The following is a 13,085-nucleotide window of genomic DNA, read 5'->3' as shown; positions in this document are numbered from 1 at the left end:
TTGCCCAGCATAGGGCCCGCAGCTGCGCCTGGGGCATCCGCGCGTGGCATCCAGTTCCACACTTCGAGGCATCCCGTCGCAGACCACTCGGTCGGAAGTGGCACAATGGAGGGCACTGCGGCGACGTCGCCGCGGGGCCGCGACGTCGCGGCACGCACGACCCGAGGAGAACCGGTGTTCACCAGTCCCTATGCCGAGCGCGAGATTCCCGCCGTCACCATCTACGACTATCTGTTCGGCGGGCTCACCGACGAAGAGCTCACGCGCGTCGCGCTCATCGACCCCGCCTCCGGCGCCGAGACCACCTACGCGGCGCTGCGCGCCCAGGTGAACGCGTTCGCGGGCGCCCTGGCGGCACGCGGTGTCTCCACCGACACCGTCATCGCGGTGCTGTGCCCGAACGTGCCCGCCTTCGCCACCGTCTTCCACGGCGCGCTGCGCGCCGGGGCGACGGTCACCACGCTGAACTCGCTCTACACCGCGGGCGAGATCGAGAAGCAGCTGCGCGACGCGAAGGCGACCTGGTTCGTCACGGTGAGCCCGCTGCTCCCCCAGGCCTCGGCGGCCGCAGAGGCGGTCGGCATTCCCCATGAGCGCGTCATCGTGCTCGACGGCGCCCACGGCCACCCGAACCTGCGCGAGCTCCTCTCCGAGGGAGCTCCGGCGCCCGAGGTCTCGATCGACCCGGCCACGCACCTGGCCGTGCTGCCGTACTCGTCGGGCACCACCGGCATCCCCAAGGGCGTCATGCTCACGCACACGAACCTCGTCGCGAACGTCGAGCAGTGCCGCGACGTCATCGATCTCACGCGTGACGACCGGGTGCTGGCCGTGCTGCCGTTCTTCCACATCTACGGCATGACCGTGCTGCTGAACCTCGCGCTCCAGCGACGGGCGAGCATGGTGACGATGCCGAAGTTCGACCTCGTCGAGTTCCTGCGCAGCATCCAGACCTACCAGTGCACCTACCTGTACATCGCACCGCCGATCGCGGTCGCGCTCGCCAAGCACCCGATCGTCGACGAGTTCGACATCTCGAGCGTGCGCACCCTCTTCTCCGGCGCGGCCCCGCTCGACGGCGAGACCGCGGAGCTGGCCGCGCGCCGCATCAACGCCCACGTGCTCCAGGGCTACGGCATGAGCGAGACCAGCCCCGCCGCCCTCGTGATCCCCGCCGACCGCCCCGACATCCCCGCGAGCTCCGCGGGCGTCGTGCTCGCCAACGAGCTCGTCAAGCTCGTCGACCCCGAGACCGGCGACGAGATCACCGAGCTCGGCGAAGACGGCGTCACCCTCCCGGGCGAACTGTGGGTCAAGGGGCCGAACATCATGCTCGGCTACCTCGGGCGCGAGGACGCCACCGCCGAGACGATCGATGCGGACGGGTTCCTCCACACGGGCGACATCGCCGTGTACCACGAGGGCGGCTACTTCTCGATCGTCGATCGCCTGAAGGAGCTCATCAAGTACAAGGGCTACCAGATCGCCCCGGCCGAGCTCGAGGCGCTGCTGCTGAGCCACCCGAAGGTGATGGATGCCGCCGTCATCGGCGTGCTCGACGACGACAAGCAGGAGATCCCGAAGGCCTTCATCGTGGCAGCGCCGGGCGCAGAGCTCGCGGCGGAGGACGTCATGGCCTTCGTCACCGAGCACGTCGCGCCGTACAAGAAGGTGCGTCGCGTGGAGTTCATCGACGCCATCCCCAAGTCCAGCTCGGGCAAGATCCTGCGCAAGGACCTGCGCGCCCGCGAGGTCGCGACGGTCTGAGCCTGCGCGCGCTTCGCTGCGATGAGCCCTCCGCCCGGTGGCGGAGGGCTCATCCGTTGGGTGACGGCGGTGGCTGCGGCATCCGTCGTCCCACGTCCGCGCCACTTTCCGGCATCCGCGCCAGGTCGGAGCACCCCTCGCCCCACGTCCGCGCCACTTTCCGGCATCCGCGCCGCAGATCGACACCGCGGATGCCGGAACGTGCAGCGGTCGTGTGATCGAGGGTCCCCGCGTCGGCACACACCCCGGGCACACCACCGCACCAACGCGCACGCCACCGCGCACACCCCGCACCAACGCACACACCCGCCGACTCACGCCGCGCACGCGCCGACGGAAAAGGCCCCCCGCTGAGCGGAGGGCCTTCCCGATTCGGTGGACCTGAGGGTGTCTGGTTTCAGGACATCGTTGACGCCTGTTCGCGTGGATCGGGCTCGTGATCGTTGACACGTGAGTCGGGACATCGTTGACACCACCGACGTCGTGATCGTTGACGGGTGAGTCGCGTCATCGTTGACGCCCCGGCGTCGGGACGATGCGGTGGTGAAGCCGAAGAATCTTGTCATCGTCCGTGCTGTCCGCGACCAGGGCCTGACGCACGCGGAAGCCGCCGCCCGATACGGAGTCACCCGGCAATGGGTGCACATCCTCGTCCGCCGCTACGACGCGGACGGCCCCGACGGTGTCACACCCCGGTCGCGGGCGCCGAAGACCCGCCCCGGCGCGACACCCGACGCGGTGGTCACCCGCGTCATCGAGCTGCGACACGAGCTGGTCAGATCGGGCGCGGACGCGGGACCGGCGACGATCGCATGGCACCTCGAACAAGAGGGCCACCACGGGCCGTCAACCGCGACGATCCGCCGCATCCTGCACACCGCGGGCCTCATCACCCCCGCACCCGAGAAACGCCCCCGCTCCTCATACATCCGGTTCGAAGCAGATCTGCCCAACGAGTGCTGGCAGGCCGACATCACCCACTGGCACCTGTCCACCGGTATCCGGGTCGAGATCCTCGACTTCCTCGACGACCATGCCCGCTACCTCCTCACCATCCACGCCGCAGCCGCGTTCACCGGCCCGATGGTCGTCACCGCGATGACCGACCTGATCAGCAGATACGGCCCGCCCGCGTCGACACTGACCGATAACGGACTGGTATTCACCACCCGTCTCGCCCGCCACAAAGGCGCCCGCGGCGGGTTCGAGAAACTGATCGCCGCGCACCACATCACCCAGAAGAACGGCCGCCCCGGACACCCGCAGACCCAGGGGAAGATCGAACGCTTCCACCAGACCCTGAAACGCTCGCCGCCCGCCCGCTACCCGACACCATCGAGCATCTGCAAACCCTGCTGGACGAGTTCCGGACCTGGTACAACACCGCCCGCCCACACCGCTCCCTCGGGCGCCGCACCCCAGAACAGGCCTACACGGCCCTCCCGAAAGCAACCCCGAACGGCAAGCCCACCTCCGAGTGGCGGACCCGCACCGACAAAGTCGACCAGCACGGAAAACTCACCGTCCGATACGCCGGCACACTCCGCCACCTCGGCGTCGGGAAAGCCCACGCCGGCACACCCGTGCTCATGCTCATCAAAGACCGCGAAGTCTCCGTCAGCGACATGAACACCGGCGAGATCATCGCCGAACACACCATCGACCCGACCCGGAACTACCAGCCCCGAAAGCAATGAGAACGCCCGTCAACGATGACCCGACTCACCAGCACGCCGTCACCGTCAACACCACGAACCCAACAAAAAAGCCCTGAGTCGCAACATCGTGTAAACGATGTCGCGACTCAGGACAATCGGTGGACCTGAGGGGATTCGAACCCCTGACCTCTTCATTGCGAACGAAGCGCGCTACCAACTGCGCCACAGGCCCGTGAACCTCAGCAACACTATCACGCCCGAGCACCGCTCCCGAACCACGCGAGGCCCCGCGAACGGCCGAACCGCGAGACGATGGGACGGTGCTCCATACATCGTTCCGCCGTGTCACCGCCGTCCGCAACGTCCGGTTCGACGGCAGCGCGATCCCCCAGGATCTGCTGCTGACCGCCGACGGCCATATCGAGGCGATCACGCCGGCCTCCGGCATCCACTCCTCCGCGACCGCCGAGACCGAGATCGACGGCCGCGGGCTGCTCGCGCTTCCGGGACTGGTGAACAGCCACGCCCACGTGGACAAATCGTGGATCGGGCACCCCTGGCAGCCGTACGCCGGCGAGGGCGGCACCGACGGGCGCATCCGCCACGAACGCGCGCGCCGAGACGAGCTCGGCATCCCCGGGCTCGACATCACGCGCCGCGTGCTCGCGGAGTTCGTGCGCTTCGGCACGACGGCACTGCGCACGCACGTCGACGTCGACCTCGGGGTGGGGATGCGTGGGATCGAGGTCGTGCGCGAGGCCGTCGCCGAGTACGACGGGGCCCTCACCGCCGAGGTCGTCGCCTTCCCCCAGGACGGCGTGCTGCGCCGACCGGGCGTCGCCGACCTCCTGCGTGCAGCGGCCGAGGCGGGCGCCGAGCACGTCGGCGGACTCGACCCCGCGAGCATCGACCGGGACCCCGTCGGCCAGCTCGACGTGCTGTTCGCGATCGCGGCCGACACCGGGTGCGGCCTCGACATCCACCTGCACGACCCGGCGGAGCTCGGCGCGTTCCAGTTCGACCTCATCCTCGACCGCGCCGAGTCGCTGGGCGTCGCGGGCCGGGTGAACATCGCCCACGGCTTCGCGCTCGCGCAGGTCGACGCGACGCGGCGCCGCGACCTGCTGCAGCGCATGGCGGCGCTCGATGTCACGCTCACGACGGTCGCGCCGCTGCGACTGCCGCAGCTTCCGCTGGCGGAGATGGATGCCGCGGGAGTGCGGTTCGGGCTCGGCACCGACGGCATCCGCGACCTGTGGAGCCCGTACGGAACGGGCGACCTGCTCGGCATCGCGTGGCAGTACGCGCGGGCGGCGGGACTCGTGCGCGACGAGGACCTCCGTCGCGTCATGCGCCTGGCCACGGCCGCCTCGGCCCCCTTCGCAGGGCTCCCCGCCGACGGGCTCGTCGCCGGTGCGCGCGCCGACATCGTGCTGCTGGACGCCGAGAATGCGATGGACGCCCTCGTGCGCACCCCGCCGCGCGCGCACGTGATCGGCGCCGGGCGTCTGCTCTACGAAGCCTGAGCGGACCGCCCTCAGCGGTGGCGCCCTCGCGGGCATCGTGCGACCGCGGCCGCCCTACTGGCCGGCGGCGCGGCGGGCGAGGAGCCGGCGCACGTGGGCTTCGATCTCAGCGTCGTCGACGTATCCCATCGAGGCGAAGTCCCCCGCCGCGGCTCGCGCGATGCGGGCGGTGTCGATCGAGGGCGGGCGCTGCTCTTCGACGCGTGCGCGCAGCGACTCCTCCAGGGCCGACTGACGCAGCGCCTCGTGCGCGGCCTCGGCGTCGAGCACGGCAGCCGCCCGCGATCCCGCCGAGGTGGTGAGCGGACGCGGCAGCTCGCGCGGAGCCCAGGAGCGCTCCTCCACCGAGAGGGCGACGTCCTGCACGTGCACGACCCGACGCGGAGCGGCCGCCACCGGGGCCACCGCATACCGACGCGCGATGCGCGCCATCCTGCGCAGCAGCAGACCCGCCAGCACGGCCACGCCGACACCGGTCCACAGGATCGCCTGGGTTCCCGCCACGACGAGGTCCCACGCGCCCCAGGCGACCAGCCCGAGCCCGAAGACGGCGGTCACGGTGAGGGCGAGTCGCGTGCGACGGCGGGCACGGGCGCGACGGGCGTGCGGCTGAAGACGCGCCGCCTGCCGCCGGGCACGGGCCGCCTCGAGCTCGAGGCGGGCGCGTTCGCGCTCCGCCTCCACGTCGACGCGGGCCTGCTCGCGCGCGATCACCCGCTCGCTCCGTGCAGCCTCCAGATCGACCCGCGCCTTCTCCAGCGCCGACTGCTCGCGCTCCGCGAGGGCACGGCGGGCCAGGCGCTGCTGGGCGAGCGCCGTGCGGGCGGTCAGCTCCAGACGCACCTCTTCGGGTGTCTCGCTCGTCTCGGCGAGCACCCGGAGGGCCTGATTGAGGCGGACGGCGTTGCGCTCGGCGGCGTCGAACTGGCGCCGGCTGTACCAGGACGGCAGCAGGTAGACCAGCCACAGCAGCGCCGCCACCAGCACGATGACGCCCCCGCCGAGCACCTGCCCACCCATGGTGACAAACTTAACGACCCGGATGCCGCGCCCCCGGCATCCCGTCGCGTGTCGTCGTTACGCGTGGAGCCGATCGGTCGGCGGAACGGCGGCCGCCCCGTGCGGCACGCGCCCCGAGACCCACCGCTCCAGCACGCCCTCGGGCACGTCTTCGCGCACCAGCGCGAAGACGTAGTGGTCGCGCCAGTCCCCGTCGATGTGGATGAAGCGCTTGCGCAGGCCCTCGTAGCGGAACCCGAGCTTCTCGACGACCCGCAGGCTGGCGGCGTTCTCGGGGCGGATGCAGATCTCCATGCGGTGCAGGCGCAACTCGGTGAAGCACAGGTCCGTGGCCATCGCGACGGCCGTCGGGGTGATGCCGCGGCCGGCGAAGCGCTCACTCACCCAGTACCCGATCGTGGCCGATGCCAGCGACCCGCGCGCGATCCCCCACACGTTCAGCTGCCCGGTGGTCTCGCCGTCGTGCTCCATGACGAACGGCACGCCGACGCCGTCGCGGTACTGCTGCAGCAGTCGGCGCACGCCCAGGCGCATGTCGAACGACACCGGCCCGTCGGGGCTCGTGGCCTCCCACGGCTGGAGCCAGCCCCGGTTGGCGAGCAGCTCCTGCTGGAGCACCCGCGCGTCGCGCTGACGGATCAGCCGGATCGAGACCGACCCATGGCGACGCGGCGCGATCCCCTCCACGTCGACCCCCTCGTACGAGCGGCGTCAGAGCTTCGCCGCGAACTCCTTGAACCAGGGTCGCAGCTCGGGACCGAGATCGTCGCGATCGGCCGCGAGCTGCACGATGGCCTTGATGTAGTCCACCCTATCGCCCGTGTCGTAGCGGCGACCGCGGAAGACGACACCGTACACGCCGGGGCCTTCGGGGTCGGTGGCCATCTCCTGCAGCGCATCGGTGAGCTGGATCTCGCCGCCCTTGCCGGGCTCGGTGCGCTCGAGGATGTCGAAGACGTCGGGGGTGAGCACGTAGCGGCCGATGATGGCGAGGTTGGAGGGCGCCTCCTCCTTCTTCGGCTTCTCGACCAGTCCGGTCACCTTGACGATGCCGTCGGTGTCGGTGGGCTCCACCGCGGCCGCGCCGTAGAGGTGGATCGAGTCGGGGTCGACCTCCATGAGGGCGATCACGGTCGCACCGCGGGATTCCTGCTCGGCGAGCATGGTCGTCAGCAACTCGTCGCGCTCATCGATGAGATCGTCGCCGAGCATCACGGCGAACGCCGAATCACCGACGTGGGCGCGCGCCCGCAGCACGGCGTGACCGAGCCCCTTCGGCTCGCCCTGGCGGACGAAGTGGATGTCGGCCATGTCGCTGGACTGCTGCACCTTGGCGAGCTTGGCCTCATCGCCCTTGTTGCGCAGGTTGTGCTCGAGCTCGGGAACCGAGTCGAAGTGGTTCGACAGGTTGTTCTTGTTGCGCCCGATGATGATGAGCACGTCGCGGATGCCGGCGTTCGTCGCCTCTTCCACCACGTACTGAATGGCGGGCTTGTCGACGACCGGGAGCATCTCCTTCGGCATCGCCTTGGTGGCGGGAAGGAATCGCGTGCCGAGGCCTGCGGCGGGGATCACGGCCTTGAAGGGCTTCTGAGGCATTCCCCGAGTCTAACGAGGACGTGTGACGTCGCGATGACGGCCGCATGGCCACCCCCGCCACGCCGCCTACAATCGAGGTCATGTCCGATGCGATCGCCGACGCGAAGCGCGCCCTGCGCGCCGAGCTGCGTGAGCGTCGCAACCTGCTCTCGGACCGGGCGCGCGAGACCGCCGCCGACGGCATCCGGCAGCAGCTCGACGCGCTCATCGAGAATCACGGCGCGACCTCGATCTCCTGCTTCCTCTCCACGTCGACCGAACCCGGCACGCGCCCCTTTCTGACGGAGGCCCTTGCCCGCGGCATCCGGGTGCTGCTGCCGGTGACCCGCGCCGACGGCCTGCTCGACTGGGTCGTGGCCACCTCCGACGGCGACGTCGTCGAGGGCATGTTCGGCCTGCCCGAGCCGGTCGGCGAGGTGCTCAGCCCCATCGCCGTCAACGATGTCGACCTTCTCATCGTCCCGGCCGCCGCCGTCGGCCGGGACGGCATGCGCCTGGGCTGGGGGCGCGGCTATTACGACAAGACGCTCGGCTCGATGGAGCACTGCCCACCTGTGTACGCCGTCGTGTTCGATACCGAGATCCTCGACGACGTCCCCCGCGACCTGCACGACCAGCCCGTCACGGGCGTGGTCACCCCGACGCAGACCCTCCTGCTGGCACCCGCCGCACACTGACCAGGAAGAGCCCCATGCCCACCTACGCCTACGCCTGCAAGGAGTGCGGCCACCGCTTCGACGCCGTGCAGTCCTTCGCCGACCCGACCCTCACCGAGTGCCCCGAATGCTCCGGGCCGCTGCGCAAGGAGTACGGCTCGATCGGCGTGACCTTCAACGGGTCGGGCTTCTACCGCACCGACTCCCGCAGCGGCGCGAAGGGCGACTCGGGCTCCTCGGCTGGCGGCGACGGGTCATCTTCGCCATCATCGAAATCCGAGGCGAAGGCCTCACCCGCCTCGGCGGGCTGATCCTCCGACCCCCTGCGGTCGGAGACAGGGGGAGATGGAAATGCTGAAGGGCTTCAAGGATTTCATCCTCAGGGGCAATGTGATCGATCTGGCCGTCGCGGTCGTCATCGGCGCCGCGTTCACGGCCGTCGTGACCGCGATCGTGTCGAGCATCATCGATCCGCTCATCGCGCTGGTGTGGAAGCCCGATGCGGAGGGCGTGATCGGCTACACGGTGGAGGGTCTGCACGGCCCCGTCACCTTCCCGATCAGCGACCTCATCAATGCGGTCATCGCGTTCCTGGCGGTCGCGGTCGTGGTCTATTTCGTGTTCGTGATGCCGATGAACAAGATGAAGGAGCGCGCGGCGGCCAAGGCCGGGGTGGGCGCCGAGCCCGAGGCCGAGCCGCTGCCGACCGAGCAGGAGCTGCTCATCCAGATCCGGGACCTGCTGCAGACGCAGACCCCGTCGCGCTGAGCCCGGCCGCTCTCAGTAGTGGGGCGGCACGTCGCGCCGCAGCCGCTCGTCATTGGGACCACGTGAAGCGGTGGATGCCGCGTCCGGGCCGGGCGCGGCATCCACCGTCTCATCGCCGGGCACCGGCTCGGCCGCGGTTCCCGGCGCCGGAGTCAGCTTGACCCGCCGTGACCCGGGGACGCGCTGAATCCGCTGCCGGGCGCCCGGCTCGTCACTCGGTGACATCGATGGGCTGCGTGTCGTGGTCTGCGGTGGCCGCCTCGGGCGGCACGCCGAGCATGAGGGCGATCCGCAGCGCCACCGCCGCCGGGTCGCTGTAGAGATCGAACGCGTGCACGCGCACGTAGTGCCAGCCCAGGCGTCGCAGGATCTGCGGCCGCAGCCGCAGCGATTCCCGCAGCGACTCGCCGATCGTCTCGGGATCGCTCTCGACGACGACGGCCTTGCCGCCGTACTGGGCGACCAGGGGCAGCAGCCCCCGGTAATGCACGTCGACCGAGACGCCCAGGCGCCGCAGCTCCCGGGCGAGGGCCCGGGTGAGCGGGTCGGCCAGGTCTTCGAGGCGCGCGTCGCGGGCCCGGGCGGCCAGTCCGCCCAGGATGCTCATGAGGGTCGCCGCCCCGTGCTCGAGACGACCGTCGTCGAACGCCGAGGGACGGATCGAGGACACGATCACCATCGACCGCCGGGCGCGTGTCATCCCGACGGTGAGCAGGCGCTCGCCGTCGGGCGTGGACAGATCGCCGAAGTCGCTGAGCACGCGGCCGTGGCGGGTGAGTCCGAACCCGAGTGAGAAGATGACGCGGTCTCGGCTCTCGGCGACGGATTCCTCCAGCGTCAGCACCGCGAGCGGCTCCGACGTGTCGCGCGAGAGGAAGTCGGCCACGTCGGTGCGCCCGGCGAAGGCGGCCTCCACCGCCGCGCGGATGCGGCGGACGTGCCGCGCGCTGGCGGTCACCACCATGAGCGACTCCGAGCCGCGGTTGACGGCGTGCTCCACGACCAGGGTCACGACCCGCGCGACCTCGGCGTCGGGGCTCTCGACCGCCCCCGTGACGGGGTCGGGCACCCCCATGCCGCCCTCGACGTAGTCGACGCTGAGGCTGCCGCGCCCCAGGTACGAGCCGGCCCACGGGAGGGAGACCAGTTCGCCGCCGTAGAAGGCGTCGTTGACGAGCTCCGCCAGGTCCTCGCCGCCCGCCCGGTAGCTGCGGGTCAGGGTCTCGACGGGGACGATCTCGGCGAGGCGCTCGAACACGCTCACGGCGTCGTACGGCTGCTCGTCCTCTTCCGGGTCCGGTCGCGGCGCGGGACCGGCGGCGACGTGGAACGGCGTCGGCTTCTGCGTGACGGGGTCGCCGAAGACGACCACCTGGCGCGCGCGACGGAGGGCCGGCGCCGCCTCGGCCAGGCACAGCGCACCCGCGTCGGCGATGATCACCACGTCGAAGTCGAGCTGGTCGGGGATCGCCGGTACGTCGTACGGGGACGCCAGCCAGATCGGAGCCAGCGAACGCAGCAGGGTGGGCGCGGCGACGTGCAGCTGCGCGGGCGAGGTCGCACCTTCTTTGAGCGCCTGCCGGAGGGCAGCCGCCTCATCGGCCTCATCGACGATGCCGATGCGCCACTGCGTCGCCAGACGCGCGGCGAGGAGGGGGCCGGATGCCGCGGCGTGCGCCTCGTCGACGAGGCGGAAGTCGCGCTCGAGGCGGTCGACGACACTCGTGTTGGCGCCCAGCAGCGCCCGGTCGGTGCGCAGCAGGTGCTCCAGCGCCGACTGCCACCACGCGAACTCGAGCTCGACTCCCACCTGCTCCTCGGGCACGTGGCGCACCGACAGCTCGGTCAGCAGCGGCTCCAGCCCCAGCTCCGCCAGCTCGGTGCGCAGCTGCGCCCGCTCGCGCAGGTTGTCGAAGACCGTGGATTCCGCGGCGAGGCCCGCGAGCGTGCGCACGAGCTCGGCCACCGGCAGCGCGGCCAGCTTGTGGGCGCCGGTGCGCCCGAGCACGCCGTCGAGCTCGGAGAGCTCGGCCGCCACCCGCTGCCAGGCCACGGCCGTGTCGGCCAGGCCCAGCGGGATCTCGGGCACGACGCCCGCCTCCACGTACCGCTGCCACTCGGTGCGCTGCTGCTGCACACGCGTCAGCGCCTCATGCATGTCGGCGATGTGCACCCCGGGGCGCACGTACTCGCGCGACAGGCGCTTGAGTCGTCGGCGGTTCGCCCCGCTCTGCTCGGGCGCGTCGCGTCGCGGCCCGTGCGCCTGGATGAACTCGCCCAGCGGGCGCTCGAAGACGGTGCGGCTGAACCTGTCGAGCGAGTCGCGCAGGCCCTGCAGGAGGCGCAGGTACTCCCCCATCTCGGCGACCGTGGTGAACGGTCGCATGCGGGTCTGCCCGATCAGCTCGTAGCCGCGCTCGAGCAGCGTGGGCACGTCGGAGCGATGGAGCTTGCCGGCCAGCGCGTGCGCGTGCCGGGCATCCTCGGTCGTGGCGAACGACACGCCGTACCAGGGCGAGTCGTCGGGACCGAAGCGGAACTCGCCCAGCCGTGCGGCCGCCCGCAGCTTGTCGGCCGCCTCCTCGCGCCGCGAGGCCAGTGCGCCCAGGGTGCGCGCATCGAATCGCGCCGCCGTCGCCGGTGCGGCGCCGTCGCCGGTCACGCGCACGAGGGCCTGCAGGATCTCGAGGGCCGAGACCCCCAGATCGGGATGGCGCACGGTGACCGCCCCGCGGTAGTCGCGCAGCACGGACCGCAGGCGCACGAGGGCGTCGTCGATGTCGGCGACCTTGGGCTGCTCCGCCTTCTCGTTGCGCCCGATCGCACGGATGAGGTCTCGCCGCAGGTGCCGCGGGGAGACGGCGAGGCCGTCGAGGCCGACGCCCGCGAGCCGGTGCCGAACGCCCTCGAGCGTCGAACGGCGCGCACTGACGACGAGCACCCGCTTGCCGTCTCGGACCAGCGCGCCCAGCGCGTTGATGACCGTCTGCGTTCCGCCCGTGCCCGGCAGGGTGTGCACGGCCAGCGACTGTCCCGACAGGATGCGGGCGAGCACGCCCTCCTGTTCGGCGTCGGCATCGAGGAGGAGGGTGTCGGCGGCGGGCGGGCGCTCGTCGGGCGAGGTGCGCACCGGCAGCGGTCGGCGCAGGGCGAGCTCCTCGCGGTCGTCGTGATGTCCGGCGAGAGCGTTGAGCACGGGGTGGTCCAGCGTGGCGCAGTCGCGTGCCATCGCCGCGCCGACGTCCGCGAAGCTCGACACGAGGAGCCGCGGCTGGACGGAGAGGGTGTCCACCCCGCCGGTGAGGGCGCGCAGCCGATCGAGCACGCGCTGCGGCTTGAACACGCCTCCGTCGTAGGCGAGGGCGGCCAGGGCCGCCGGGGCGCCGATCCGGATGCCGAAATGCGCGCGCAGCGACCGGATCAGCTCGGGGTTCACGACGAACGACCCGTGGAGCTTGAGTTCGAAGTCGGCGTGGTGGCGCCGGATGGCGAGGGGCCGCAGCAGCACGGGCGCCGTGCAGGCGATCCCCTCGAGGCGCCACGAGGCCAGGCCCACAGCCAGATGCACCGCCTCCAGGCCTCGCGCGGTGACCAGTTCGGTGTTCTTCGCGGTGACCGCCTCCGCGGCGAGCCGGGCGTTGCGCAGGGCGACCTCGTCGCGGAACAGATTCGACAGCAGCGTCGAACGACCGGTGATGAACTGCGGCAGGCTGCCGGGGTGGGCCTGCGTGATCTCGATGGCGGGGTCGCGATCGGAGAAGTGGCGCAAGGTCGAACGGCCGCCCAGCGCGGCGGCCTGGGTGCGCATGCGGTCGCGCTCGGGCTCGGCGATGTGGACCACCACCGCGTCCGTCTCGGCGATGCCGAGCACGCCCGGAGTCACCGGATCCGCGCTCTCCGCGCCCGTCCAGACGCTTCGCTCTGCTCGCCACACAGCACAAACCCTAAGCGCGAGCCGGCCCGCGGGCCGTCAGGCAGGGCCGGTTTCGCGGGATTGAGCGACACGCCGGGCGATCGGCCGTTCCTCCCCAGGAGCGGGGCCGGCGGCATCCATCCACATTCGACGCACGCGGCGCACGGCGTCGGCAGCG

At 71.2% G+C, this 13,085-nt stretch carries 10 protein-coding genes, 1 tRNA gene and 1 pseudogene; 6 read left to right on the top strand and 6 right to left on the bottom strand.

Going from position 1 to position 13,085, the window contains the following annotated elements; genetic code table 11:
* Positions 1-174 precede the first annotated feature (174 nt).
* Together HQM25_RS05485 and HQM25_RS05480 are read left to right on the top strand one after the other, a co-directional pair.
* Positions 175-1,767, top strand: coding sequence for an AMP-binding protein (locus tag HQM25_RS05485; protein ID WP_172989326.1), 1,593 nt, complete (start codon positions 175-177; stop codon positions 1,765-1,767).
* 543 nt (positions 1,768-2,310) lie between these two features.
* Positions 2,311-3,464: pseudogene (locus tag HQM25_RS05480) on the top strand (IS481 family transposase).
* 120 nt (positions 3,465-3,584) lie between these two features.
* Here HQM25_RS05480 and HQM25_RS05475 read toward each other — a convergent pair.
* A tRNA-Ala gene (locus HQM25_RS05475) sits at positions 3,585-3,657 on the bottom strand.
* An 88-nt stretch (positions 3,658-3,745) separates the two neighbouring features.
* Here HQM25_RS05475 and HQM25_RS05470 point away from each other — a divergent pair.
* Complete coding sequence (locus HQM25_RS05470) at positions 3,746-4,951, top strand: amidohydrolase family protein (RefSeq protein ID WP_172989325.1); 1,206 nt, start codon at positions 3,746-3,748, stop codon at positions 4,949-4,951.
* Positions 4,952-5,005: 54 nt separating this feature from the next.
* On the opposite strand, the gene HQM25_RS05465 is transcribed toward HQM25_RS05470, so the two are convergent.
* From HQM25_RS05465 to galU, 3 genes are read right to left on the bottom strand one after another with little or no spacing between them, the layout of a single operon-like run.
* Entirely contained in the window at positions 5,006-5,971 is a 966-nt protein-coding gene (locus tag HQM25_RS05465; RefSeq protein WP_172989324.1) for a large exoprotein, read from the bottom strand.
* Positions 5,972-6,028: 57 nt separating this feature from the next.
* Positions 6,029-6,658: a GNAT family N-acetyltransferase gene (locus tag HQM25_RS05460; RefSeq protein WP_172989323.1), complete on the bottom strand. Its 630-nt coding sequence runs from the start codon at positions 6,656-6,658 to the stop codon at positions 6,029-6,031.
* A 24-nt stretch (positions 6,659-6,682) separates the two neighbouring features.
* Positions 6,683-7,570: a UTP--glucose-1-phosphate uridylyltransferase GalU gene (gene galU, locus HQM25_RS05455; protein ID WP_172989322.1), complete on the bottom strand. Its 888-nt coding sequence runs from the start codon at positions 7,568-7,570 to the stop codon at positions 6,683-6,685.
* 80 nt (positions 7,571-7,650) lie between these two features.
* On the opposite strand from galU, the gene HQM25_RS05450 reads away from it, so the two are divergent.
* Genes HQM25_RS05450 through mscL form a run of 3 tightly spaced genes read left to right on the top strand, consistent with a single transcriptional unit; the run spans position 7,651 to position 8,994 of the window.
* Entirely contained in the window at positions 7,651-8,247 is a 597-nt protein-coding gene (locus HQM25_RS05450) for a 5-formyltetrahydrofolate cyclo-ligase (RefSeq protein WP_172989321.1), read from the top strand.
* Positions 8,248-8,261: 14 nt separating this feature from the next.
* Entirely contained in the window at positions 8,262-8,537 is a 276-nt protein-coding gene (locus HQM25_RS05445; protein WP_172989320.1) for an FmdB family zinc ribbon protein, read from the top strand.
* Positions 8,538-8,577: 40 nt separating this feature from the next.
* Entirely contained in the window at positions 8,578-8,994 is a 417-nt protein-coding gene (gene mscL / locus HQM25_RS05440) for a large conductance mechanosensitive channel protein MscL (RefSeq protein ID WP_172991525.1), read from the top strand.
* Between the two features lie 12 nt (positions 8,995-9,006).
* Here the strand turns inward: mscL and HQM25_RS05435 are convergent, their stop codons facing one another.
* Positions 9,007-9,219 (bottom strand): hypothetical protein, encoded by a 213-nt coding sequence (locus HQM25_RS05435; protein ID WP_172989319.1) that lies wholly within the window; start codon positions 9,217-9,219, stop codon positions 9,007-9,009.
* Positions 9,206-12,928 (bottom strand): AAA family ATPase, encoded by a 3,723-nt coding sequence (locus tag HQM25_RS05430; protein WP_254359559.1) that lies wholly within the window; start codon positions 12,926-12,928, stop codon positions 9,206-9,208. The genes HQM25_RS05435 and HQM25_RS05430 overlap by 14 nt, the downstream gene beginning before the upstream one ends.
* Between the last annotated feature and the right edge of the window lie 157 nt (positions 12,929-13,085).

Source organism: Microbacterium hominis, from assembly GCF_013282805.1.
In the GTDB taxonomy this organism is placed as follows: Bacteria; Actinomycetota; Actinomycetes; order Actinomycetales; family Microbacteriaceae; genus Microbacterium; species Microbacterium hominis_B.
The sequence above is the reverse complement of the archived record's forward strand: the minus strand, read 5'-3'. Positions and strand labels throughout refer to the sequence as shown.

Coding starts and splice junctions, on each gene's coding strand:
- HQM25_RS05445 (WP_172989320.1), top strand. CDS start 8,262: ATGCCCACCTACGCCTACGCCTGCAAGGAGTGCGGCCACCGCTTCGAC.
- galU (WP_172989322.1), bottom strand. CDS start 7,570: ATGCCTCAGAAGCCCTTCAAGGCCGTGATCCCCGCCGCAGGCCTCGGC.
- HQM25_RS05465 (WP_172989324.1), bottom strand. CDS start 5,971: ATGGGTGGGCAGGTGCTCGGCGGGGGCGTCATCGTGCTGGTGGCGGCG.
- HQM25_RS05435 (WP_172989319.1), bottom strand. CDS start 9,219: ATGTCACCGAGTGACGAGCCGGGCGCCCGGCAGCGGATTCAGCGCGTC.
- mscL (WP_172991525.1), top strand. CDS start 8,578: ATGCTGAAGGGCTTCAAGGATTTCATCCTCAGGGGCAATGTGATCGAT.
- HQM25_RS05450 (WP_172989321.1), top strand. CDS start 7,651: ATGTCCGATGCGATCGCCGACGCGAAGCGCGCCCTGCGCGCCGAGCTG.